Origin of the sequence: Caballeronia arvi (assembly GCF_001544695.2) — a bacterium.
In the GTDB taxonomy this organism is placed as follows: domain Bacteria; phylum Pseudomonadota; class Gammaproteobacteria; order Burkholderiales; family Burkholderiaceae; genus Caballeronia; species Caballeronia arvi.
Map to the genome: position 1 here is coordinate 156,421 of NZ_FCOM02000008.1, position 24,160 is coordinate 180,580.

Sequence of the window (24,160 nt, forward strand, 5' to 3'; positions counted from 1 at the left end):
AATCGTAGCGTAATTTTTCAGCAGGTCTTTCGCAAAAGTGTCTCAGATGTTACGACGTGCGCGCGCCGGCCGCGTCGCCGATGGGGAACGCCGTCGTCGACAGAATCTCGCGCAAGACGATGAAAGTGCGAATCTGCCGCACGCCCGGCAGATACAGCAGCTTTTCGGCGTGGAGACGGTTGAAGCTTTCGCTGTCGCGGGTGCGGATCAGCATGAAGAAGTCGAACTCGCCGGTCACGACGTGACATTCCATGCAGCCCGGCACCTTCTGCGCGGCTTTTTCGAAGTCGGCGAAGGAATCGGGCGTCGAGCGGTCGAGAATCACGCCGATCAGGACGAGCATGCCTGCGTCGAGCGCCTTGGGGTCGAGCAGCGCGACGGTCGCGCGGATGAAACCGGCCTCGCGCAGCCGTTCGACGCGCCGCAGGCACGCGGGCGCGCTCAGGTTGACCTTTTCGGCGAGCGCGACGTTCGAGATCGACGCGTCGCGCTGGAGCTGCCGGAGGATTGCACGATCGACGCGGTCGGTCTGAACGCCCGCCGGATGCGGGTTCGAAGCGGATACGGTTTTTTTCATTGCGTTGAAGCGGTCTGAGACGAAATAAAAGTCAGCATATACACCTACTCATTCGAAAACGTTAGGCGCAGCGGATTTTTTTCGCAACCCGGCCGATCCCGACAATCTCTACGATGGGCGTTCCCCCTCACGAGGATGCCGATCATGAACCTGCAACGATTTCCGCGTTATCCGCTGACCTTCGGACCGACGCCCATCCAGCCGCTCAAACGCCTGTCCGCGCATCTCGGCGGCAAAGTCGAGCTGTATGCGAAGCGCGAGGACTGCAACAGCGGCCTGGCATTCGGCGGTAACAAGACGCGCAAGCTCGAATATCTGATTCCAGAAGCGATCGCGGAGGGCTGCGACACGCTCGTGTCGATCGGCGGCGTGCAGTCGAACCAGACGCGGCAGGTCGCGGCGGTCGCGGCGCATCTCGGCATGAAGTGCGTGCTCGTGCAGGAGAACTGGGTCAACTATTCGGATGCCGTCTATGACCGCGTCGGCAATATCCAGATGTCGCGGATGATGGGCGCGGACGTGCGCCTCGTCGCCGATGGCTTCGATATCGGCATCCGCAAAAGCTGGCAGGACGCGATGGAAAGCGTGCGCGCGGCGGGCGGCAAACCGTTCCCGGTGCCGGCCGGTTGCTCAGAGCATCCGTTGGGCGGCCTCGGCTTCGTCGGCTTTGCGGAAGAAGTGCGCGCGCAGGAAGCGGAACTGGGCTTCAAGTTCGATTACATCGTCGTGTGCTCGGTGACGGGCAGCACGCAGGCGGGCATGGTCGTCGGCTTCGCGGCGGACGGAAGGGCGCGGCGCGTCATCGGCATCGATGCATCGGCGAAAGCGGAGCAGACGCACGAGCAGATTCTGCGCATCGCGAAGCACACGGCGGAGCTCGTCGATCTCGGTCAGGACATCACGCGCGAGGACGTGATTCTGGATACGCGCTTCGGCGGCCCCGAATACGGCCTGCCGAACGAGGGCACGCTGGAGGCGATCCGTCTGTGCGCGCGGCTCGAAGGCGTGCTGACCGATCCGGTCTACGAGGGCAAATCGATGGACGGCATGATCCAGATGGTGCGCAACGGCGAGTTTCCCGAAGGCTCGAAGGTGTTGTACGCGCATCTCGGCGGGGTGCCTGCGCTCAACGCGTATAGCTATTTGTTTCGCAACGGTTGATTTTCGTTTGATGCTCAAGAAGCACATATGTGCCTCTTGAGCGCAAATCTGGACGATAAGAGGCAGGCTTTTGCCGCTTATGTCCCGGCGAAAGCAACATGCCTGGCATAGACAAGAGAACGAAGACAGCCGGGCTGTCCAATTCTTCCCGGCGTACACGAAACGTGGACGCAGCTAAAAATTGGACAGCTTGCGATTCGCGCGCTTCCTGCCCGTCTCCACCGGCACGAACGGCGCCTTGAAATGATCGATCAAAAAATCGATGAACGCCCGCGCCCGCGCCGTCTGGTTCCGTTGCGCCGGATAGTAAACGAACAAATCCGCCGACGGCAGCACGGTATCCGGCAACACCAGCCTCAGCCGTCCGCTCTGCACATACTTCGCCAGATCCCATTCCGAGCGGATGAGAATGCCGTGGCCGTCGAGCGCCCAGCGCAACACGATATCGCCGTCGTTGCTCGATAACATGCCTTTCACCTTCAGCGCTTCGATGCTGTCGCCGCGCATGTACTTCCAGACGCCGTAAGCGTCGTCGTTCTGACGATGAATGATGCAGCGATGCCGCGCCAGATCCTCGATCTTCTCCGGCGTGCCGAACCGCTCCAGATATTTCGGCGATGCGCACAGGAACCGCCGGTTGCTCATGATGCGGCGCGCGCTCAGCCGGCTATCGGGCAATTCGCCGAAGCGAATCGCGAGATCGAACGCGCCTTCGACGAGATCGACCGGCCGGTCCGTCACTTCGAACTGAATCTCGACCGCAGGAAAGCGCTTCGCGAAGTCCGACACGAGCGGCGCGATGGTCGTGCGGCCAAAACCGAGCGTCGCATTCACGCGCAACAGGCCTTTCGGATCGGTGCGCGCGCCGGAGATCGCCTCTTCCATCTCGCGCACCTGACCTGTGATCTGGAGCGCGTAACGCAGATACGTTTCGCCTTCCGGCGTGAGGCTCACGCTGCGCGTCGTGCGGTTGACGAGCCGCGCGCCGAGCCGCTGTTCGATGAGCCCGAGCCGCTTCGTCGCCGCGGGCGGCGTGAGATCGAGCGCGCGCGCGGCGCCCGAAAGACTCTTTAGCTTCGCGAGCAGAATGAAGAAGTCGAAGTCCGACGAAGCGTCGCTATTCACTCTCGGTGAAATATGAAATGAAATTCAGTGAATTCTAACGCGGGATTCCGGGGCTATCCTGACTCACGTCAACACACAGGAAGCACGCACATGAGAATCGTCGAAATCCGCGAGAAGACCGTTCCGATCAGCTCGCCCATCCGCAATGCGTATATCGACTTCAGCAAGATGACGATCAGCCTCGTTGCCGTCGTGACCGATGTCATCCGCGATGGCAAGCCTGTCATCGGCTATGGCTTCAACTCGAATGGCCGCTACGGACAAGGCACGCTGATGCGCGAGCGCTTCATCCCGCGCGTGCTCGAGGCGCAGCCGGATACGCTCATCGACGAGAAAGGCGACAATCTCGATCCGCACAAGATCTGGGCGGCGATGTTCACGAACGAGAAGCCGGGCGGGCACGGCGAGCGCTCGGTCGCGATCGGCACCATCGACATGGCCGTCTGGGACGCCGTCGCGAAGATCGCGGGCAAGCCGCTCTTTCAGTTGCTCGCCGATCGCTACGGCAACGGCCAGCCGGACCGCAAGGTGTTCGTTTATGCCGCGGGCGGCTATTACTATCCGGGCCAGGATCACGAAAAGCTGAAGGACGAGATGCGCGGCTATCTCGATCGCGGCTATACGGTGGTGAAGAAAAAGATCGGCGGCGCGTCGCTCGATGAAGATCTGCGGCGCATCGATTCGATCCTGAGCGTGCTCGGCGATGGCCAGAAACTCGCGGTCGATGCGAACGGCCGCTTCGATCTCGATACCGCGATCCGCTATGCGAAGGCGCTCTCGCAATACGATCTCTTCTGGTACGAAGAGGCGGGCGATCCGCTCGATTTCGAATTGCAGGCGACGTTGCGCAACTACTACGACAAGCCGATGGCGACCGGCGAAAACCTCTTCTCGATGCAGGACGCGCGCAATCTGATTCGTCATGGCGGCATGCGCGCCGATCGCGACTGGCTGCAGTTCGATTGCGCGCTGAGCTACGGTCTCGTCGAATATCTGCGCACGCTCGACATGCTGCATCAGCACGGCTGGTCCGCGAGCCGCTGCATTCCGCATGGCGGCCATCAGATGTCGTTGAACATCGCGGCGGGGCTCGGGCTCGGCGGGAACGAATCGTATCCCGATCTGTTTCAGCCGTACGGCGGTTTTCCGGACGGCGTCAAAGTGGAGAACGGCTTCATCACGATGCCGGATTTGCCCGGCATCGGATTCGAAGGAAAGGCGGATTTGATCGCGGAGTTGCGCAAGCTTTCCGCTTAAGGTCGATCAGAGATAGCTGCAGACGTAATCGAGCGTTTCGGTCACGTCGATGTCGAAGCGGCTCTTGCCCGGCACCGAGAACGATTCGCCCGCGCCGTACGTCTTCCATTCGTCGCTGCCGTCGAGACGGATGCGGCATTGGCCGGCCTGGACTTCCATGAGCTCGGGCGCGTCGGTGCCGAAGTTGAGCGTGCCGGGCAGGATCACGCCGAGCGTCTTCTTCGTGCCATCGGCGAAGAGAACGGTGTGCGACACGCACTTGCCGTCGAAGTAGACGTTGGCGCGCTTGATAACGGAAACCTGGTCGAATTGCGTTGCGGCGGTCATGGCGGTGGTCCTGGTGTCGTCGAAGGTGGATGGTCCGCCATGATACAAAAAAGTCGATGCGGCGCGCGCTGCATCACGCGAACATATCCGGCTGCGTGGCGACGAGATTGTTCCAGATCGTCTGAAAATGCAGCCAGCCGATGTAATCGCTGCCCACATGCTCGCGGCTGTAACGCGCGCGGTCTTCGGGCACGAGCTTCGGCGTGATGCCCGTCGCCTCGATCATCAGCTGTTGCTGGCAGCAGCGCTCCAGCGCGATGAACCAGAACGCCGCCGAATCGATGCTGTGACGGCTCGCCGTCAGCAGGCCGTGATTCTGGTGGATCGCGGCCTTCACGCCCTGGAACGCGTTGGCGACCTTGTTGCCGCCCTTCACTTCGACCGCCACCTTGCCCGCTTCGTCGCCGATCACGACATGGTCTTCGAAGAACGCGCACGCGTCCTGCGAAACTGGCGCGAGCGGCTTGCCGAGCGCCGCGAACGCGGTGCCGTAGACGGTATGCGCGTGGCACATCGCGACGATGTCCCGATGCTGCTCATGCACGGCCGCATGCAGCACGAAACCCGCGCGGTTGACCGCGTGGCGGCCTTCGACCACCTTGCCCTGATGATCGGCACAGGTCAGGTTCGACACTTTCACTTGCGCGAAGTGAACGGCCATCGGATTCGTCCAGTAAAGCGACGGATGCTCCGGATCGCGCACGGTGAGGTGGCCCGCGAAACCGTAATCGAAGCCGTGCTGCGCAAACGCGCGACATGCGGCGACGAGCCGCTCCTTCAGATACCGGCGATGTTCCGCGTGGCTGGAAAACGTCGGCAGCTCGGGGAAGATCAGGCCTTCCTGCTCGGGCTCATAAATCGACACGCGGCCCTTGAGGTCGATGGCTTCGTTCATGTTCTCGCTCCGTTGCGAATCAAAGAGGGCGTGTCACGCATGGTGCCCCCGGCGCTCGCTGAACACAAACGAAGCTTGTTCGACGTTGCATTAATCACGTTCACGCTCTAAAGATTTCGGCGCCGACGCCGAAGAGCGGCCGGCGTTCGTATAAGCAATGCAACATTTTTTCGCGCACCGGAAATCCGCCCCCGATCACGCGTCGCGCGGTGCCTTTTCTGTGGCGAACCCCGCACAGGCCCGCCGCACAAGGCTTCCAGGGTGCGCTACGCCACGCCTTCAGCCGCCGTGCCCGCTGCCGCTAACCATGTATGCAACGTTTTTGGCGCTCGGGCCGTTTCCACGGTGGCAAGGGTTTCACACGCGCGAAGGATGCGATTTGCGCGTCGCGACGAATCGCCCGCGCCCACGCTGGCGGGGCAATCCGTAGAGGAAAACGTTTGGCGCATATCGGGCGCGAGGCGCGATTCGTATGAACACCGTTTTTCATGAATGAATCACTTTTGCCCACACTTCGTCGGACGATAACGAGCGTTGGCCCACGAATCGCGCAAACCCTCACAGGTATAAGGATTGGCGCGTGTTGGCACGGCTCTCGCTAATGTACGACCACGCACGAAGATCACCGCGACTTCCAACGACAACAAGCGGCGGGTTCGTGCTACGGGGCTGGTCGCAACAGGATTCGATGTACGCCGTGAGATGCATACACGGATCCTGTTGCGAGCCGGAAGAAAACGAAAGCGCCAAGCGCACACGTACGAGAAAAAAGAAAATGTTGACACTTCAATCAGACCTGCACGGCAACCATCTTTTGGGCGCGCTTCCGCCGCAAGAATGGGCCGCCATCGCGCCTCACCTCGAACTCGTCCAGTTGCGCACGGAGCAGTTGCTGTGCGATTCGGGGCAGCGCATTCATCACGTCTATTTCCCGACCACGGCGATCATTTCGCTGCTGCATACGATGGAAGACGGCGGCTCCGTCGAAGTCGCGGCAGTGGGCCGCGAAGGGATGTCGGGCGTTCCGGTGCTCACGGGCGGCGACACGATGCCCACGCGCGTTCAGGTGCAATGCGCGGGCGTTGCGTACCGCATGAGCGCGGGCGCGTTGCGCGAGGCTTTCGGCCGCTCGGACTTCCTGCGCCGCGTGATGCTGCTGTACATGCAAGCCCTGCTGACGCAAGTCGCGCAGACGGCGGCGTGCAACCGCCATCACTCGCTGTCGAAGCAACTGTGCCGCTGGCTGCTGATCCAGACGGATCGCACGCCGAACGATCAGTTGCGCGTGACGCAGCAGATGATCGCCGACATGCTTGGCGTGCGCCGCGAAGGCGTGACTGAGGCGGCTGGCAAGCTGCACGATGCGGGGCTGATTCATCACAGCCGCGGGTGCATCAAGATTCTGGATCGTGCGGGACTGGAAGAGCGTGCTTGTGAGTGCTACGGCATCGTGAAGCGCGAGTTCGATCGGATGTTGCCGAGGCGGGCCGAAGCGGTTGCTTGACCGGTTTTTGTTTTCGCCGGATCCCGTATTGGAGTTGGTTTATTAGCGTTGCCCCTCCCCGGGGCGGGGGTAACTTTCTTTGCTGCTGCAAAGAAAGTCACCAAAGAAAGCAGCTTTTCGACCCAGAGTGCCTCACACCGGCCGCGGCACAGGCGATTGGCTGAATGGAACCCAGAGTAGCGAGTGCCCTCGCAAAACTCGCGGGGCTTGGATCGCGCACGGTCTGACTAGCCAAAACGTAGAGGATGCTGGTTCAGCACGAAACAGTTCCGGCACAGCGCTACGCGCTGCCGAAGGGTATGCAAGGGAACCATCGGTGTGCGAAGCAAATACGCGCGCCCATGCAAACCCGATGTACCGATCGGCCGCGAAGCGGGCCGGAGCTTGCAATGGCTGCACCAGTAAGCTATGTGGTGCGATGTGTCAGACCGTGCGCGATCCAAGCCCGGTTAGGCCTACGAGGGCACTCGCTACTCTGGGGGCCATTCAACCAATCGCCTGTGCCGGGGCCGGCGTGAGGCACTTTGGATGGGGATAGCTGTTTCTTTGGTTACTTTCTTTGCAGCAGCAAAGAAAGTGACTGCCGCCCCGCACAGGGGCAGAGCAAATAAACCGACATGAAATCAGGATTCCATAGAAAGCCGAAGAAAAAGCAATCAAACTAGCTCGCGGCTCGCCGAAGCCGCCCGCCCCCGCAACCAATTGATGCTAGCAAAAAGCAAAACAGCAAACACAATAAGCATCGTAGCGACAGCAAGTATCGAAGGATCGATCGAATCGCGTATCCCGCTCCACATCTGCCGCGGCACCGTGCGCTGATCCGGCCCGCCGATAAAAAGAATCACGATAACTTCATCGAACGAAGTCGCAAAGGCAAACACGCTGCCCGTAGCGACCGCGGGCGTGATGAGCGGCAAAGTCACGCGCCGAAACGCGACCCACGGCTTCGCGCCCAACCCCGACGCCGCCCGCAACAGACTCTGATCGAACGAAAGCAATGAAGCCGTCACGGTGATCACCACAAACGGCGTGCCGAGCGCCGCATGCGCGAGTATCACGCCGGGATACGAATTCACCAGCCCGAGCGGTGCAAAGATCAGATAGAAGCCCGCCGCGACGACGACGATCGGCACGATCATCGGCGAGATGATGATCGGCATGATGATCGAGCGCATTGGAAACTGCGTCCGCGATAAGCCGAGCGCAGCGAGCGTGCCGAGGCACGTGGCGATCAACGTCGATGCCGCGCCAATGCCGATGCTGTTCAAAAGCGACCGCTGCCAGTCCGGACTCGTCAGCGCCTGCTCATACCAGCGCAGCGAAAAACCCTGCAACGGATACGAGAAATACGATCCCGAATTGAACGACAGCGGAATGATCGCGAGTATCGGCGCGACGAGAAAGAACAGCACGAGCGCGGTATGCACACGCACCCATCGCGACGCGATGCGCTCGGTCAACACCCTGTTGCGTTGTTCTGGCATTAAAGCAGGCTCCTTACCCGAAACGCAAACGATCGATGCCGACGATCCGGTTGAACAGGAAATAGAAGATCGCCGTGAAGATCACGAGATACGCGGACAGCGCGCCCGCGAGCCCCCAGTTCAGTTGCGTGTTGGTCTGCAACGCGATCAACTGACTGATCATTTCATCGCCTGCGCCGCCGAGCAGTGCGGGCGTGATGTAGTAGCCGAGCGCGAGCACGAACACCAGAAAGCAGCCGGCGCCGACGCCCGGCAGCGTTTGCGGAATATAGACGCGCACGAACGCGGTGAACGGATGCGCGCCGAGCGATTGCGCCGCGCGCACATACACCGGCGACACGCCTTTCATCACCGAATAGATCGCGAGAATCATGTACGGCAGCAGTACGTGCGTCATGCCGATCAACACGCCCGTGCGATTGAAGATGAGCGGCAACGGATGCGTCGCGAGGCCGAGTCCCGTCAACAGGCCGTTGATGACACCGCCCGGTTGCAGCAGCACGTACCACGCCGTCGTGCGCACGAGCAGCGACGTCCAGAACGGCACGATCACGAAAAGCATCAGACGGTTGCTGCTTCGCGCGGGCAGATTGGCAAGCAGCCACGCGACCGGATAACCGAGCACGAGGCACAGCAGCGTGACCGACGCGCTGATCGATATCGTGCGTAAAAACGCCTGTCGATAGACCGACGCGTTATCCGGCACGAACGCGACGTTGCCTTGCGGCGTCACTTGCGCATCGACGGCGGCGAGCAGATAGTCCGGCGTCGGCGATGCCGCTGCTCGCTTCAACAGACGCCATATTTCCGGCGAATTCCAGCGTTCGTCGAGCGCGATCAGCGCGGGCTTCCACGCGGCGGGCGATTCATCGCGGACGCTGCGCGCGGTGCGCATCATGAGACTGCGGAACTCGGGCTGCGCGAAGTTGAGCCGGCGCGCGACGGTGCCGAGCTGTCCGCTCTGCTGCGCGTCTTTCAACCCGGCAGCGAGCAGCGCAAACGTGTGTTCATCGGGCACGCCGCGACCGTCCCACGCATCGAGCGCGCGGGACAGCGCCGGCATGCTGTCCGGCACTTCCCGGTTCTCGACGCTGCGCGCGAGCAAGAGCGCGATCGGCGCGATGAACGTCGACAGCAAAAACACGATCAGCGGCAAGGCAAGCAACAACGCCTGCACCGATGCACGGCGCTGGGTTCTTCGATACGAAGCGCGGCCATCGGCTTTCGTCAGCGAACCGGCGGCGTTGGCGTGGATCGATGCAGGCATATCGATTCTCCGGCGTTACTGCGTCAGCCACACCTGGAAACGCTTGTTGATCTGATCGGCGTTATCGGCCCAGAAGTTCGCGTTGATCTGCACGGCACGCTTGAAGTTATCCGGCGCGGTCGGCAGATCGGCGAGACGCTGCTTGTCGATGAGCGCAATCGCATCCTTGCGCGGCGGCGCATACGCGATGTACTTCGACAAATCCGCATACGCCTTCGGCTGCGACGCCGACACGATGAACTTCGCGGCCGAATCCGCATGCTTCGCGCCCGTGGGAATGCCCCACCATTCGAAGTCGTAGACCTGCGCGTCCCACACGGCCTTGAAGGGCTTGTTCTCCTTCTTCGCGGCATCGTCGATGCGGCCGTTGTAGACCTGCGTCATCACGACCGCGCCGTCCGCGAGCAGTTGCGGCGCCTGCGCGCCCGACTCCCACCACACGATGTTCTTCTTGATCGTGTCGAGCTTCTTGAACGCGCGATCGACGCCCGCGGGCGTGCCGAGCACCTTGTACACGTCTTTCGGTTCGACGCCGTCGGCGATCAGCGCCCATTCCATCGATACCTTCGGCGACTTGCGCAGCCCGCGCTTGCCAGGGAATTTCTGCAGGTCGAAGAAGTCGTTGACGGTCGCGGGCGGCGTCTTCATCTTGCTCGCGTCGTAGGCGTAGACCGTCGACCAGACCATGCTCGCGACCGCGCAATCGCTGATCGAGCCGGGAATGAAATCGCTCGTGTTGCCGAGCGATTTCTTGTCGAACTTCTTGAGCAGACCTTCATCGCATGCGGTGATTGCGTCGTTGGTTTCGAGGTCGATCAGGTCCCACGTCGTGTTCTTCGCCTGCTCCATCGCGGAGAGTTTCGCGAGGCCGCCGTCATACGATTCCGTCGAAAAGTTGATGCCGGTCGCCTGCGTGAACGGTTCGAAATAGGCCTTTTTCGCGGCTGCTTCATACGCGCCGCCGAAGGTCACGACGGAGAGGGTCTCCGCCGCATGAGTTGATGCCGTTGCGAATGCAAATACGGCGAGTGCGGCGCATTGTGCTTTGATATGAGTGCGCATGTCAGTTGGCTCCTGCGGGTGCGGTCGAGATGAGGGAAGGTGACGGCGGGGTGGTGGGTTCGATCGCGGGGGCGCTCTTTGGCGCCATCATCGCGAGGATCTTGCAGTCGTCGTGGCGCCAGGCGATGTCGATCGTGCTGCCTGCCTGCGGCAACGCATGACGCTGCGTGTTGGGCACCTTCACGACGAGCGCATCGCGCGAGCCGAGCTTCAGATGCACGCGATGATGATCGCCGCAATACACGAGCTCTTCGACACGCGCGCGCACGACGTTGCTGTGTTCATCGGCGTGCATGCCTTCCGCGCCGGGAATGTGCGCGCGCTCGGGGCGCAGCGCGAGCATCGCTTCGTCGCCGGCGCGCAGGCCGTGCTCGCAACGTCCGCGAATGACGCTGCCATCGGAGAGCGCGAGCGTCGCCCATTCGTCGTTCGCAGCCACGACGCGCCCCGTCAGACCATTGTTCTCGCCGACGAAGTTCGCGACGAATGCGTTCTGCGCGTTCTCGTACAGCTCGCTCGGCGTGGCGGCCTGCTGGATGCGGCCATCGGAGAAGACGGCGACGCGGTCGGACATCGTCAGCGCTTCGGCCTGATCGTGCGTCACGTAGACGATCGTCAGCGCAAGCTCGCGATGCAGGCGCATGATTTCGTATTGCATCGTTTCGCGCAGACGTTTGTCGAGCGCGCCGAGCGGCTCGTCCATCAGCACGACGCTCGGCTCGAACACGAGCGCGCGCGCGAGCGCTACGCGCTGCTGCTGGCCGCCGGAAAGCTGCGCGGGACGCCGGTTCGCGAGATGCGGCAGTTCGATCATGTCCAGCGCCCGCTTCACGCGCGCCTTCTGTTCAGCGCGGCTCACGCGCCGCACGGAAAGCGGAAACGCGACGTTCTCCGCGATCGTCAGATGCGGAAAGAGTGCGTAGTTCTGAAACACCATGCCGATGTCGCGCTGATGCGGCGGCTTGTCGTCGAGACGCCTGCCGTCGAGACGGATCTCGCCCTGCGTCGGCGATTCGAAGCCCGCGAGCATCATGAGCGTGGTCGTCTTGCCCGAGCCGGACGGCCCGAGCAGCGACAGGAATTCCCCTTTGCGCACGTCGAGGTTCAAGTCCTCCACGACGTAGTGCGCGCCGTCATACGATTTGCTCACGCCCGAGAAGGAGATGAAGGAAGGGTCTGACATCGTGATCGCGTCCTGTCTTCAATGCTGTGCAAGCTTCGCCGCGATATAGCGCGCGAAGTCGTAATTCGGCCGTTCGAGATGGCTCAGATTGCCAGGCTTCGCGAGCGGCGCATGCACGCCGCGAAACACCGCTTCCACGCCGCGCCTGTCTTCCGCGTTCACTTCGTCGAGCAGCTTTTTGAGCGTGGTCATGTGCGCGTTGGCTTCCGGATCGGCGATGAATTCCGGCGCAAGCCCGCCACCGAAGCGGATATGCACGCGTCCGACGCCGCGCGGCTGTAGCACGAGATACCAGAAATAGCCGGGCGTGAGCGTGACGAGATGCGTCGGATAGATCGCGAGCAGTGCGGTCGTCTTGCGCCAGTGACCGGTCAAACGCGTGTTATCCGGATGCGCATTGCCAATGGGCAGGCTCGCTTCCTTCGTGATCCAGTGATAGTTGAACGCGGGATAACCCGGCGGACATTCCATCTCTTCGAGCTTCGAATGCGGCCCTACCGTTGCGCGATGCAGCATCGGCAAGTGATAGCTTTCCATGAAGTTTTCCGCGAGGATTTTCCAGTTCGTATCCCACACGTGCTCTTCATAGAAAGTTTCGATGTAGTCCGTCATGCCATACGCGCCGATGAGCTCGCTCAATTCGGCGAGCTGCTTATGCACGGGCGGCGCGTTTTGATCGAGCGTGACATAGATCCAGCCTTGCCATTCTTCGCAACGCAACGCGGGCAATCGATAGCTTTCCTTGCAGAAGCCTTCTTGCCGGTCCATCAGCGGCGCACCCTTCAGTTCGCCGTCGAGTCCATAACTCCACGCGTGATACGGGCATACGATGCGGCGCTTGTTGCCGCGCCCTTCGAGCAGCACCGACATGCGATGCAGGCAGACATTGGACATCGCTTTCAACTGCATCTGTTCGTCGCGCAACACGACGACGGGCTGCGCGCCGATCTGCGCCGTCAGATAGTCGCCGGGCTCTTTCAATGAACTCGCGCGGCCGACGCATTGCCATTCGCGCTCGAAGACTTCGCGCTCTTCGAGGCTCAAAAATTCGGGCGATGTATAGACACCGGGCGGCATGGCGCGCGCATCGCTGAATGATCGTTCGCAATTCGACTGCAACTCGCCGACGAGCGTTTGCACCGCGATCGTGCTTGCCATGAAGCCCTCCGTGTTTCATTCCCGGGAAGCGCGCCAACGCGAGGTCTCATGGCGTTTGCGCTCGACATGGACATCAATCTATCAAGCCAATTTGCCAGCCAAAATATTGTTTTCGGATACAAAGCAAAGCTTTTCCCTATGCAGCGCGGATAAATTCGCCGTCACGTATCGATATGCAGGCGCTGGATATACGTCTCGCAAAACGAGGCGAAGCGATGGACGACTTGCCGCGGACGCATCGTGCGCGATTGCGCGATGCCTAGCGTCGTCGCATTGACGTTGTCCTTGAAACGCTTAATCACGAAGTCTTCGCCGTCCACCGTGCGATTCGATTTGAGCGGAAAATTGAGGATGCTATAGCCGAGTCCGTTCGCCACCATGCCGCGCACGACTTCGGGTTGCGACGAACGGAACGCGGGCACCGGACGGCTGCCGACCGCATCGAAGAGCGCGGCGAAATACTCGCGGCTATGCGGCAAATCCAGCATCACATAAGGCTCGGGTAGTAAGTCGGCGAGCGAGACCTTGCGCGCACGGGCAAGCCGATGCGTCTTCGGCAGGATTGCATACGGCGGCAAGGAAAGCAGCGGTGTGAATGCGATATCTTCGGTGAGGTCGAGGCTATAGGTCAGCGCGATATCGAGCGAACCGTCGTGCAGGCCGCGCAGCAAACCGTCCTGATGCGCTTCCACCGTGCGAAACGAAATGCCCGCGTGACCGGCCGTGAAGCGGCTGATGAGGCCCGGCATCAACGGCGGCGCAAGCGACACGAGACAACCCAATGCGATGGAGCCCGTCATGCCGCCATCCATTTCTTTCGCGGCCATTTGCAGTTCTTCCGCGATCTTCAGCAGATTGCGTGCTTGCCCGAGCAGATCGCGGCCCGCCTGCGTCAGCGACAGGCCGCTCGCGTGGTGGCGAATGAATAGCTGCACGCCGAACGATGCTTCGAGATCCGCGAGCGCAGTCGAGATCGACGGCTGCGAGATATGCAGTCTTCGCGCCGCGGCGGTGAACGACAACGCTTCCGCGGTCACGACGAAATAGCGCAACTGACGCAGCGAATACCGCAGAGGATGGCTTTCCATGAGATCGATTCAGCCTGAAGGTCCGATCCGGCGCATTGTGAAGTGCTCAAAAATCATTGCATAGCCAAATCCGATGCTTTGCATTTTTTAAATATATTTTTCGGATTCTGTCGGGGCGCGTAGATTTTCTCGAAGGCATCACGGAGACATAGCCATGACAGTGGAAACAACGACTATCGACACGCTCATTGTCGGCGCGGGACAAGCCGGCGTCGCGATGAGCGAACATCTGAGCAAACTCGGCGTGCCGCATCTCGTGCTGGAACGCGATCGCATCGCCGAACGCTGGCGCACGGGCCGGTGGGATTCGCTCGTCGCGAATGGCCCCGCATGGCACGATCGTTTCCCGAATCTCGAATTCGCGGATTTCAACCCTGACGGTTTTGCATCGAAAGATCAGGTCGCGGATTACTTCGTCGAATACGCAAGAAAGTTCGATGCGCCCATTCGCACCGGCGTCGAAGTGAAGAAGGTCGCGCGCAATGCGGGGCGGCCGGGCTTCACCGTCGATACGTCTGATGGAACGATCGAAGCGCATCGCGTGGTCGTTGCGACCGGGCCGTTTCAGCGCCCCGTCATACCGCCGATCGCGCCGGATACCGCGAGCCTCACGCAGATTCATTCCGCCGATTACCGCAATCCGCAGCAGTTGCCCGAAGGTGGCGTGCTGGTCGTCGGCGCGGGATCGTCGGGCGTGCAGATCGCCGATGAATTGCAGCGCGCAGGGCGGCGCGTGTATCTGTCGGTGGGCGCGCACGATCGTCCGCCGCGCGGCTATCGCGGACGCGACTTCTGCTGGTGGCTCGGCGTGCTCGGCGAATGGGACGCGGAAGTCATGAAGCCCGGACGCGAACACGTGACGATTGCGGTGAGCGGCGCGCGCGGCGGTCATACCGTGGATTTCAGGCGTCTCGCGCATCAGGGCATCACGCTCGTCGGTCTGACGAAATCGTTCGACGGCGCCGCAGTCACGTTCGAAGCCGATCTCGCGGACAACATCCGTCGGGGCGACGAGAACTACCTTTCGCTGCTCGATGCCGCCGATGCCTATGCGCGCCGCAATGGTCTCGATCTTCCGGAAGAGCCCGACGCGCGAAACATTCCCGCCGATCCGGAGTGCATGACGCATCCCGTTCTTTCGCTCGATCTCGCGAAGGAAGGCGTCACGTCGATCATCTGGGCAACGGGTTATGCCGTCGATTTCAACTGGCTGCAAGTCGATGCCTTCGACGAAAAGGGCAAGCCGAAACATCAACGCGGCGTGGCGAAAGAGCCGGGCATTTATTTCCTCGGCCTGCCCTGGCTTTCGCGCCGTGGCTCCGCGTTCATCTGGGGCGTGTGGCACGACGCGAAACATATCGCCGATCACATCGTCACGCAGCGCAAATACCTCGCGTATTACGACGCGCCGCAACAGCGCGCGGATGCCGGGCGCGTCGAGAGCGTCGAAGGCGCGGTGAGTTGAAACGCAATCCATCCATAAGCAAGGTGCATCGATGAGCCAACCTACGCATACGCGTATCCGCATGTTCAATACCAAGGATACGTACCCGAATCAAACGCTCGACAACGATCTCTGTCAGGCCGTGCGCGCAGGCAATACCGTGTACGTGCGCGGTCAGATCGGCACGGATTTCGCGGGCAATCTCGTCGGGCTCGGCGATCCGCGCGCGCAGGCCGAGCAGGCGATGAAGAACGTGAAGCAATTGCTCGAAGAAGCGGGCAGCGATCTCTCGCACATCGTCAAGACGACGACCTATCTCACCGACGTGCGTTTTCGCGAGCCGGTGTATCGCGAAGTCGGCAAGTGGCTGAAGGGCGTGTTTCCGATTTCGACGGGCCTGACCGTCGTCGCGCTCGGCCAGCCGGAATGGCTGATGGAAATCGACGTGATCGCCGTCATCCCCGATGGCTGGACGCCGCGCGAGGCATAACGACATGACTTTTTCTATCGTCGGACGATGTGAACAGACGGGGCAGCTCGGCATCGCGATCAGTTCATCGAGCATCGCGGTGGGCGCGCGCTGTCCGTGGGTGCGCGCGGGCATCGGCGCGGTCGCGACGCAGAACGTCACGCTGCCCGCGCTCGGCTCGCAGATTCTCGATCATCTGGAGCACGCGAAACTCGATCCTTCGGCGGCGCTGGATCGCGCATTGGGCGCGGGCGAATGGAGCGAGTGGCGCGAATATAGGCAAGTGACGGTGATCGATGCGCAAGGCCGCACCGCATTTTTCAGCGGCAAGCAGGCGCTCGGCACGTATCACGCGGTCGCGGGCAAGCAGTGCGTCGCGGCGGGCAACATGCTCGCGGGCATCCATGTGATCGACGCGATGATTCCCGCATTCGAGAACGCGTCCGGCCATCTCGCGGACCGTCTGCTCGCGGCGATGCAGGCGGCGATGGCGGCGGGCGGCGAAGCGGGGCCGGTGCATTCGGCGGCGCTGAAGATCGCGGGCGAGATGAGTTGGCCGCTCGTCGATCTGCGTGTCGACTGGGCCGACGATGATCCCATCGGCAAGCTGAAGACGCTCTGGCAAGCGTATGAGCCGCAGATGCAGGACTACGTGACCCGTGCGTTGAATCCGACCGCCGCGCCGAGCTACGGAGTGCCCGGCGATGAGTGAGATGACGAGCCGCGATCTGCTCGAACGATTGGTCGGCTTCGCGACGGTCAGCCGCGATTCGAATCTCGAGCTGATCGAATTCATTCGCGATTACCTCGCGAAATGCGGCGTCGAATGCGAGCTGTTCCATAACGCGGAGCGCACGAAGGCGAATCTGTTCGCGACCATCGGGCCGCGCGATCGTGGCGGCATCGTGTTGTCGGGTCATACGGATGTCGTGCCGGTCGATGGTCAGGCGTGGACCGTCGATGCATTCCGTCTCACCGAAAAAGACGGACGCTTGTATGGCCGCGGCGCCGCGGATATGAAGGGCTTTCTCGCTTCGGTATTGGCGGCCGTGCCGGTGTTTCTGCAACGCGATCTGAAACTGCCCGTACATCTGGCTTTTTCATACGACGAGGAAGTCGGATGCCTTGGCGTTAGACCGATGCTCGCGGAACTGGAAAAGCGCGCGCACAAGCCGGTGCTGTGTCTCATCGGCGAGCCGACTGCATTGAAACCGGTGCTCGGTCACAAAGGCAAGCTCGCGATGCGCTGTCACGTGAAAGGCGCGCCGTGTCATTCGGCTTACGCGCCGTATGGCGTCAACGCGATTCAGTATGCGGCGCGTCTCGTCAATCGTCTGGAAGAGATCGGCGAGCGCCTCGCGGAACCGGAGCATCGCGACGAGCGTTTCGATCCGCCGTATTCGACGGTGCAGACGGGCATGATCAGGGGCGGGCGCGCGCTCAATATCGTGCCTGCCGAGTGCGAGTTCGATTTCGAAGTGCGCGCGCTGCCGGGCTTCGACGCGAACAAGGTCGCCGACGATTTACAGACCTACGCGCACGCCGAACTGCTGCCGAAGATGCGCGCGGTGAAGTCCGGCACCGATATTCGCGTCGAAACGCTGTCGGCGTATCCGGGGCTGGCGACATCGCCCGACAGCGAAGCCGCGCGGCTCGTCGCGCTGTTGAGCGGATCGACGGAATTCGGCACGGTGGCGTTCGGCACCGAAGGCGGTCTCTTCGACCAGGCCGGCATTCCGACGATCGTATGCGGCCCCGGAAGCATGGATCAGGGCCATAAGCCCGACGAGTACGTGAGCGTCGAGCAACTTCGCGATTGCGACGCGATGCTGCTGAGACTCGCGGACCATCTCTCAACGAACGCCTGAATTCTTCAAGCGCCTGAGCAATCCCGACGACGCCTCGTGCGTCAGGGATTCGCTTTGCCGCGCACAAACAGGAGACGACTTTGACTACTGCGCAACGCAACGCTTCTCCATTGATCGAGAAGCACACGATCGGCTATGTGCCGCCTGAAGATCGTCACGGCAAAGTGCGCGATTTGTTCACGCTATGGTTTGGCGGCAATATCGCTCCGTTGCCCATCGTGACGGGTGCACTCGGCGTGCAGATCTTCCATCTGAATCTGTTCTGGGGCATCGTCGCGATCATCGTCGGGCAGGCGGTCGGCGGCGTGCTGATGGCGCTGCATTCCGCGCAAGGCCCGCAAATGGGCATCCCGCAGATGATCCAGAGCCGCGCGCAATTCGGCTCGTGGGGCGCGCTGCTCGTCACCGTTATAGCGGGCGTGATGTACGTCGGCTTCTTCGCATCGAATATCGTGCTGGCGGGCAAGTCGCTGCATGGCATCGAAAGCTCGGTATCGGTGCCGGTGGGCATCGTGATCGGCGCGGTCGGATCGGGATTGATCGGCATCATCGGATATCGCTGCATTCATATCCTGAACCGCATCGGGACATGGGTGCTCGGCATCGGCATCTTCGTCGGCTTCGGGTACATCTTCACGCATATCTCGACGAGCGATTTCCTGACGCGCGGCGGCTTCGACTTCGCCGGCTGGCTTGCGACGGTCTCGCTTTCCGCCCTGTGGCAGATCGCATTCGCGCCCTACGTCTCCGACTATTCGCGCTACCTGCCGTCGAACGTGCGCGTCGCATCGACGTTCTGGGCCACTTATCTCGGCTGCACGATCGGCTCGACGCTCGCGTTCGTCTTCGGCGCGGTCGCGGTGCTGGCGGTGCCGCCCGGCGTCGATGCGATGGACGCCGTGAAGCTCGCCACCGGTCCGCTCGGCTTGCCGATGCTCGTGCTGTTCCTGTTGAGCGTGATCAGCCATAACGCGTTGAACCTCTATGGCGCGGTGCTCGCGGTGATCACGTCGCTGCAGACCTTCGCGTATCGCTGGATTCCCACGGCGAAATCGCGCGCGGTGTTGTCGGTCGTCATTCTCATCGCGTGCTGCTATGGCGCGATCGGCGCATCGACCAACTTCGTCGCGAATCTCGTCGATCTCGTGCTCGCGCTGCTCGTCGTGCTGGTGCCGTGGACCGCGATCAATCTCATCGACTTCTATGTGATTCACAAAGGGAAATACGACATCCAGTCGATCTTTCAGGTGGACGGCGGCATCTATGGCCGATTCAATCCGCAGGCGTTGATTGCGTATGCGATCGGCATAGCGGTGCAGATTCCGTTCATGAATACGCCGATGTACGCCGGCCCCGTGCCGAAGTATCTCGACGGCGCGGATCTGTCGTGGGTCGTCGGATTGCTGCTGACATCGCCGGTGTATTACTGGCTCGCATCGCGGGATACGGTCTATCGACGCAGGCAAATGCGCGTGGCGACGGATGCCGCGCATTGATCCCGGACTCTTTCCCGCTCGACAAAAGTCTTGTACCCGCGGCTGCCTTTACCGGGATTGTGCGCATGCACATAATGCCGTCACCTGCTGCGATAAACCATCGCGGCGCACCGAGGCGGTAACGGTCTGACTACGAGCAAAACAACATAAAACGATCGCGGCACACATCGCTCCTCCTCGTTCATGAAAACAGGAGTCATGTATGTCCAACGATATTTCCATCACCACGCCCTCGCGTCGCCGCTTCATCGGCGTCGCGGCGGCGACGCTTGCCGCTGGCGCGTTCACGCGCCTCGCATTCGCCGACGAGCCGGTTCAGAGCACGGCCGGCATCGTGCAAGTCAAAGCCGGCGACAAAACCGCCATTCGCCCGCTGCGCGTGCATGCGTCGGATGCGCAGCTCGCCGATCTGAAGCGCCGCGTCAAAGCGACGAAATGGCCGGAACGCGAAACCGTCGCCGACGCTTCGCAAGGCGTTCAACTCGCGACGATGCAGCAGCTCGCGCGTTACTGGGGAACGAGCTACGACTGGCGCAAGGTCGAAGCGCGATTGAACGCGCTGCCGAACTTCGTCACCGAAATCGATGGCCTCGACATTCACTTCATCCACGTTCGCTCGAAGCATCCGAACGCAATGCCGATGATCGTCACGCACGGATGGCCGGGTTCGATCATCGAGCAACTGAAGATCATCGATCCGCTGGTCAATCCGACGGCGCACGGCGGCAGCGCATCCGACGCATTCGATGTCGTCATTCCCTCGCTGCCCGGCTACGGCTTCTCAGGCAAGCCGACGGCGACCGGCTGGGACCCGCAGCGCATCGCGCGTGCGTGGATCGCGTTGATGAAGCGTCTCGGCTATACGCGCTACGTCGCGCAGGGCGGCGACTGGGGCAATGCGGTGACCGAGCAGATGGCGCTCGTCGCGCCACCGGAACTCCTCGGCATACATACCAACATGCCTGCGACCGTGCCGGACGATATCGCGAATGCGCTCAAGCTCGGCGAACCCGCGCCGGCGGGACTTTCGGCGGACGAGAAGCACGCGTTCGACCAGCTCGACTTCTTCTACAAGCACGGTCTTGGCTATGCGCAGGAAATGGCGAACCGGCCGCAGACGCTGTATGGCATCGAGGATTCGCCGATCGGCCTCGCCGCGTGGATGATCGATCACGACGCAGCCAGCCAGGCGCTCATCGCGCGCGTGTTCGATGGCAAGAGCGAAGGACTCTCGCGCGACGACATCCTCGACAACATCACGCTGTACTGGCTCACGAACACGGGCGTTTCATCGGCGCGGCTGTATTGGGAGAACAAACTCAATTTCTTCGCGCCGAAGCATCTTGCGATTCCGGTTGCGGTCAGCGTGTTTCCCGATGAAATTTACGCCGCGCCGCAAAGCTGGACGGAGAAGGCGTATCCGAAGCTGATCCATTACAACCGTTTGCCGAAGGGTGGACACTTCGCGGCATGGGAGCAGCCGCAAGCCTTTACGATCGAGGTTCGCGAGAGCTTCCGATCATTGCGCTGATCTCGCGCCCGAACTGCGCAAGTGAATGCCGAGCGCGCGCCGTGCGCTCAGCGCAAGCAGGGCGCATGACAACCCGTTGAACAGGAACAATCCGCTCGGCCCGACGATCGTCATCAACGCCGACGCCAGCGCCGGGCCCGTCATTCCGCCGAACGAAAACAGTACGAGCAGCAGCGCCGAAATCGCGACGCGATGCTGCGCTTCCGTGCGATCCTGCACGTGCGACACGATCAGTCCGTATTGCGTGAACGTCACCGCGACGTAGACGAGCGTCGCGGCCCAGGTGATCACGCGCACGTCGAACAGGAACAGCACGACGCTCAACGCCGCCGAAATCGCTGCCGTGATATAGACGAGACGCCGCCGGTCGACCCTGTCGGAGAGGCGGCCCATCGGCCATTGCGGCACCAGCGCGCCGATCAGCGCGATGCCCATGAAGGTCGCCAGCTCGCTCGTCGAAAAGCCCGCGCGCTCCAGATAGACCGGCATCATCGAGTAGAAGCTGCTGTAGATGAAGCCCGCGAGGATGCAGCCCGGCACTGCGAGCGGCGCGGACGCCGTCATCTCGCGCACGCTTTCGCGCCAGGTTCGCGCGGGCACGCGATGCAGCGTTTCGTCGGCAACCTTCACGGGCCAGCCTTCCAGCAGGGTCACGGGCAGCACGGCGGCCGCGAAGAGCGCGGCGGCGATCGAGAACTGCTGCGCGCCCGTTCCCGCGCCCACGTTCAGCAGAAACTGCCCCGTTCCGACCGCCAGATAGTTGATGGCCGCGTACGAACCGTAGACCTGTCCGCGCTTGTCGTTCTCGACGGTGCCGTTGAGCCAGCTTTCGATCGACGTGTACAAGCCCATGAACGCGAAGCCGGTCAAAAGACGCACGGCGCCGAGCGTCCACGGCGACTGGGCCGCGCCGAACGCGAGCGCGAGGATCGACGCCGCCGCAGAAAACGCGACGAAGGTCCGATGCTGCCCGATGCGGTCGATGAGCCTGCGATTGATCACGGCCCCGAGAATGAACCCCGCGTAGTAGCACGACTGGATCAGACCGATGACGATCGTCGGATAGCCGGACTGCAGCACGCGCAGCGGAATCAGCGTCTGAAAGAGACCGTTGCCGACGATGAGCAGCGCGTAGCCGCACAGGAGACCCGCCAGCGCGCGATAGCCGCTGCCGGCGCGGGCCGGAACGTGCGGCGCATGTGGGATGTGCGTGGCCGTATCGGCGGCGGGCGGCGTCTGCCGGCCGAACAGCTTGGCTTCGGTCAGCGGCCCGGTGCGCGCCACGGCGGGCGCTTCGAGATCTGTCTCGTATGAATCGCTGGTGGATTCGCGCGTTTGAACGTCGGCGGAATCCTTCGCGATTTCGTCTTCTATGTTCGACATGACAACCTTGGAAGTCGCTCTCTTGATTTCGTGTGCGCGGTCTGCGTTCGCTTCGAATCGCGAGTCCGGCCGACGATGGTAACCGGCGCGGGCACGCTTCGATGTTCGAATTTGTTTCATCGTGCGTCTGACTGGCTGGCGGCTGCCCGGCGCATCGGTCGAAGTCCTGTCACAATCGCCATTTCCGACGTTTCTCGACGATGCGGTCGGGAGTGCGATTGAACTGGCCGTGTCATCAGTGTGCGGCGTGCCGGGCACACCGCGCGATTTCTCCCATCAAAGGAGCAAGCAATGCCAACGATGCAGGCAGTGCAGGTAGCGAAAGCGAATGGTCCGCTGGAAGTCGTCGAGCGCGAGGTGCCGCAACCGCAAGACGGACATGTGTTGATCAAGGTGCAGGCGTGCGGAATCTGCCACAGCGATTCGCTCACGGTCGAAGGCCAATGGCCGGGCCTGCAGTTTCCGCGTGTGCCGGGTCACGAGATCGCGGGCGTGATCGAGAAGATGGGCGCGGGCGTGGAAGGCTGGGAGAAGGGGCAGCGTATCGGCGTGGGCTGGCACGGCGGGCATTGCGGCCATTGCGATCATTGCCGTCATGGCGACTTCGTGCTTTGCCAGCGCGCGCAGATTCCGGGGATCAGCTACGACGGCGGTTACGCGGAATACATGGTCGCGCCGCAGGAAGCGCTCGCGCGCATGCCCGACGATCTCTCCGATGTCGACGCCGCGCCGCTCCTTTGCGCGGGCATCACGACGTTCAATGCGTTGCGCAACAGCGGCGCGCGCGCGGGCGACGTGGTCGCGATTCTCGGCATCGGCGGGCTCGGCCATCTGGGCGTGCAGTTCGCGCGAAAGATGGGCTTCGTCACGGCGGCCATCGCGCGCGGGAAAGACAAGGCGCCGCTCGCGAAGCAGCTCGGCGCGCATCACTACATCGACAGCGAAGCGCAGAACGTGGCCGAAGCGCTGCAGGCGCTCGGCGGCGCGCGCGTGATTCTCGCGACGGCGACGAGCGGCAAGGCGATGAGCGCGACCATCGGCGGGCTTGGGCTGAACGGCAAGCTGATCATGGTCGGCATATCGCAGGAGCCGGTCGAGGTGCCGATCGGGCAGTTCATCATGGGCCGCAATTCGGTGCAGGGCTGGCCGTCGGGCACGGCGGCGGATTCGCAGGAGACGCTGGCGTTCAGCGCGCTCGCGGGCGTGAAGCCGATGATCGAGGAATATCCGCTATCGCGCGCGCCGGAAGCGTATGAGCGGATGATGAGCGGCAAGGCACGGTTCAGAGTCGTGTTGACGCCGGGGAAGTAAAGCAAACCAACGACCGTATTGAATCGCAACGTTAAGAATCTTTCCAGTCGCGATTTTCCAAGCCAGAAGAAAACCCGCAAAGCCCCGCCAGCTGGGGCTTTCGTACATATGGCCCGGCCTTTGCATTGATCGCGCTCCAGACAACCCGGAGCCGCACATGATCGAGAAAGGCCGAGCCGCCACGCTCACCCACACCGTTACATCCGCCGATCTAGCGTCGACGCACGCGCAAGGCGCGGGCGAGCGCTATCCCGACGTCCTGTCCACGCCCGCGCTGCTCGCGCTGATCGAGCGCGCGTGCGCCGAAGTGCTGCGCGATGCCGTCGGCGACGGGCAACTGTCCGTCGGCGTGACGACGCACCTCAGTCATCTCGCGCCGACGCCGCCGGGCGTCGACGTATCCGCGACCGCGACGTTTCGCGATATCGAAGGCTCGCTGTACTGGTTCGATGTCGTCGCCTCCGATGCGCTCGGGCCGGTCGGCACGGCGAGCCACGCGCGCGCGATCGTCGATAGATCCGCCATCGAAGCGCGCGCCGCGAAACGCCGTCACGGCTGAACACGCCAAAA

General features: G+C 62.1%; 22 protein-coding genes. 11 read left to right on the forward strand and 11 right to left on the reverse strand.

Annotated elements, in window-relative coordinates; translation table 11 throughout:
• Positions 1-49: 49 nt before the first annotated feature.
• Positions 50-577, reverse strand: coding sequence for an Lrp/AsnC family transcriptional regulator (locus AWB74_RS12285; RefSeq protein ID WP_061147037.1), 528 nt, complete (start codon positions 575-577; stop codon positions 50-52).
• Between the two features lie 144 nt (positions 578-721).
• On the opposite strand from AWB74_RS12285, the gene AWB74_RS12290 reads away from it, so the two are divergent.
• Complete coding sequence (locus tag AWB74_RS12290) at positions 722-1,738, forward strand: 1-aminocyclopropane-1-carboxylate deaminase (RefSeq protein ID WP_061147128.1); 1,017 nt, start codon at positions 722-724, stop codon at positions 1,736-1,738.
• A gap of 174 nt (positions 1,739-1,912) precedes the next feature.
• On the opposite strand, the gene AWB74_RS12295 is transcribed toward AWB74_RS12290, so the two are convergent.
• Complete coding sequence (locus tag AWB74_RS12295) at positions 1,913-2,863, reverse strand: LysR family transcriptional regulator (protein WP_061147038.1); 951 nt, start codon at positions 2,861-2,863, stop codon at positions 1,913-1,915.
• Positions 2,864-2,953: 90 nt separating this feature from the next.
• Here AWB74_RS12295 and AWB74_RS12300 point away from each other — a divergent pair, with 90 nt between their 5' ends.
• Positions 2,954-4,120 (forward strand): mandelate racemase/muconate lactonizing enzyme family protein, encoded by a 1,167-nt coding sequence (locus AWB74_RS12300; protein ID WP_061147039.1) that lies wholly within the window; start codon positions 2,954-2,956, stop codon positions 4,118-4,120.
• 6 nt (positions 4,121-4,126) lie between these two features.
• Here AWB74_RS12300 and ppnP read toward each other — a convergent pair whose 3' ends face one another.
• The gene (ppnP, locus tag AWB74_RS12305; RefSeq protein ID WP_061147040.1) at positions 4,127-4,447 is read right to left on the reverse strand and encodes a pyrimidine/purine nucleoside phosphorylase; all 321 of its coding nucleotides are present in this window, start codon (positions 4,445-4,447) and stop codon (positions 4,127-4,129) included.
• Positions 4,448-4,520: 73 nt separating this feature from the next.
• Positions 4,521-5,342: a class II aldolase/adducin family protein gene (locus tag AWB74_RS12310; protein ID WP_061147041.1), complete on the reverse strand. Its 822-nt coding sequence runs from the start codon at positions 5,340-5,342 to the stop codon at positions 4,521-4,523.
• A gap of 775 nt (positions 5,343-6,117) precedes the next feature.
• On the opposite strand from AWB74_RS12310, the gene AWB74_RS12315 reads away from it, so the two are divergent.
• Positions 6,118-6,846 (forward strand): Crp/Fnr family transcriptional regulator, encoded by a 729-nt coding sequence (locus tag AWB74_RS12315; RefSeq protein WP_061147042.1) that lies wholly within the window; start codon positions 6,118-6,120, stop codon positions 6,844-6,846.
• Positions 6,847-7,502: 656 nt separating this feature from the next.
• Here the strand turns inward: AWB74_RS12315 and AWB74_RS12320 are convergent.
• The 6 genes from AWB74_RS12320 to AWB74_RS12345 all read right to left on the reverse strand — a co-directional run bounded on the left by AWB74_RS12320 (position 7,503) and on the right by AWB74_RS12345 (position 14,088).
• Positions 7,503-8,330: an ABC transporter permease gene (locus AWB74_RS12320; RefSeq protein ID WP_061147043.1), complete on the reverse strand. Its 828-nt coding sequence runs from the start codon at positions 8,328-8,330 to the stop codon at positions 7,503-7,505.
• 13 nt (positions 8,331-8,343) lie between these two features.
• Positions 8,344-9,597, reverse strand: a complete 1,254-nt coding sequence (locus AWB74_RS12325) for an ABC transporter permease (RefSeq protein ID WP_061147044.1) — start codon at positions 9,595-9,597, stop codon at positions 8,344-8,346.
• Between the two features lie 15 nt (positions 9,598-9,612).
• Positions 9,613-10,659, reverse strand: a complete 1,047-nt coding sequence (locus tag AWB74_RS12330) for an ABC transporter substrate-binding protein (RefSeq protein WP_061147045.1) — start codon at positions 10,657-10,659, stop codon at positions 9,613-9,615.
• Position 10,660: 1 nt separating this feature from the next.
• On the reverse strand, positions 10,661-11,842 hold the full coding sequence (locus AWB74_RS12335; protein ID WP_061147046.1) for an ABC transporter ATP-binding protein: 1,182 nt from the start codon (positions 11,840-11,842) through the stop codon (positions 10,661-10,663).
• An 18-nt stretch (positions 11,843-11,860) separates the two neighbouring features.
• Positions 11,861-13,000, reverse strand: coding sequence for an aromatic ring-hydroxylating oxygenase subunit alpha (locus AWB74_RS12340; protein ID WP_061147047.1), 1,140 nt, complete (start codon positions 12,998-13,000; stop codon positions 11,861-11,863).
• A gap of 161 nt (positions 13,001-13,161) precedes the next feature.
• Positions 13,162-14,088: a LysR family transcriptional regulator gene (locus AWB74_RS12345; RefSeq protein WP_061147048.1), complete on the reverse strand. Its 927-nt coding sequence runs from the start codon at positions 14,086-14,088 to the stop codon at positions 13,162-13,164.
• Positions 14,089-14,242: 154 nt separating this feature from the next.
• On the opposite strand from AWB74_RS12345, the gene AWB74_RS12350 reads away from it, so the two are divergent.
• The 6 genes from AWB74_RS12350 to AWB74_RS12375 all read left to right on the forward strand — a co-directional run bounded on the left by AWB74_RS12350 (position 14,243) and on the right by AWB74_RS12375 (position 20,896).
• Entirely contained in the window at positions 14,243-15,553 is a 1,311-nt protein-coding gene (locus tag AWB74_RS12350; protein WP_061147049.1) for a flavin-containing monooxygenase, read from the forward strand.
• Between the two features lie 31 nt (positions 15,554-15,584).
• Positions 15,585-16,022, forward strand: a complete 438-nt coding sequence (locus AWB74_RS12355; RefSeq protein WP_061125082.1) for a RidA family protein — start codon at positions 15,585-15,587, stop codon at positions 16,020-16,022.
• Positions 16,023-16,026: 4 nt separating this feature from the next.
• Positions 16,027-16,713, forward strand: a complete 687-nt coding sequence (locus AWB74_RS12360; RefSeq protein ID WP_061147129.1) for a DUF1028 domain-containing protein — start codon at positions 16,027-16,029, stop codon at positions 16,711-16,713.
• Positions 16,706-17,869, forward strand: coding sequence for an acetylornithine deacetylase (gene argE, locus AWB74_RS12365; RefSeq protein WP_061147050.1), 1,164 nt, complete (start codon positions 16,706-16,708; stop codon positions 17,867-17,869). The genes AWB74_RS12360 and argE overlap by 8 nt, the downstream gene beginning before the upstream one ends.
• Before the next feature lie 80 nt (positions 17,870-17,949).
• Positions 17,950-19,365 (forward strand): purine-cytosine permease family protein, encoded by a 1,416-nt coding sequence (locus AWB74_RS12370; protein WP_096032018.1) that lies wholly within the window; start codon positions 17,950-17,952, stop codon positions 19,363-19,365.
• A 202-nt stretch (positions 19,366-19,567) separates the two neighbouring features.
• On the forward strand, positions 19,568-20,896 hold the full coding sequence (locus tag AWB74_RS12375) for an epoxide hydrolase family protein (RefSeq protein WP_061147052.1): 1,329 nt from the start codon (positions 19,568-19,570) through the stop codon (positions 20,894-20,896).
• Here AWB74_RS12375 and AWB74_RS12380 read toward each other — a convergent pair.
• Positions 20,885-22,279: an MFS transporter gene (locus AWB74_RS12380; RefSeq protein WP_061147053.1), complete on the reverse strand. Its 1,395-nt coding sequence runs from the start codon at positions 22,277-22,279 to the stop codon at positions 20,885-20,887. The two genes, AWB74_RS12375 and AWB74_RS12380, sit on opposite strands and share 12 nt — an antisense overlap.
• Before the next feature lie 291 nt (positions 22,280-22,570).
• Here AWB74_RS12380 and AWB74_RS12385 point away from each other — a divergent pair, with 291 nt between their 5' ends.
• Together AWB74_RS12385 and AWB74_RS12390 are read left to right on the forward strand one after the other, a co-directional pair.
• The gene (locus tag AWB74_RS12385; protein ID WP_061147054.1) at positions 22,571-23,590 is read left to right on the forward strand and encodes an alcohol dehydrogenase; all 1,020 of its coding nucleotides are present in this window, start codon (positions 22,571-22,573) and stop codon (positions 23,588-23,590) included.
• Between the two features lie 157 nt (positions 23,591-23,747).
• Positions 23,748-24,149 (forward strand): thioesterase family protein, encoded by a 402-nt coding sequence (locus tag AWB74_RS12390; protein WP_061147055.1) that lies wholly within the window; start codon positions 23,748-23,750, stop codon positions 24,147-24,149.
• Positions 24,150-24,160 lie beyond the last annotated feature (11 nt).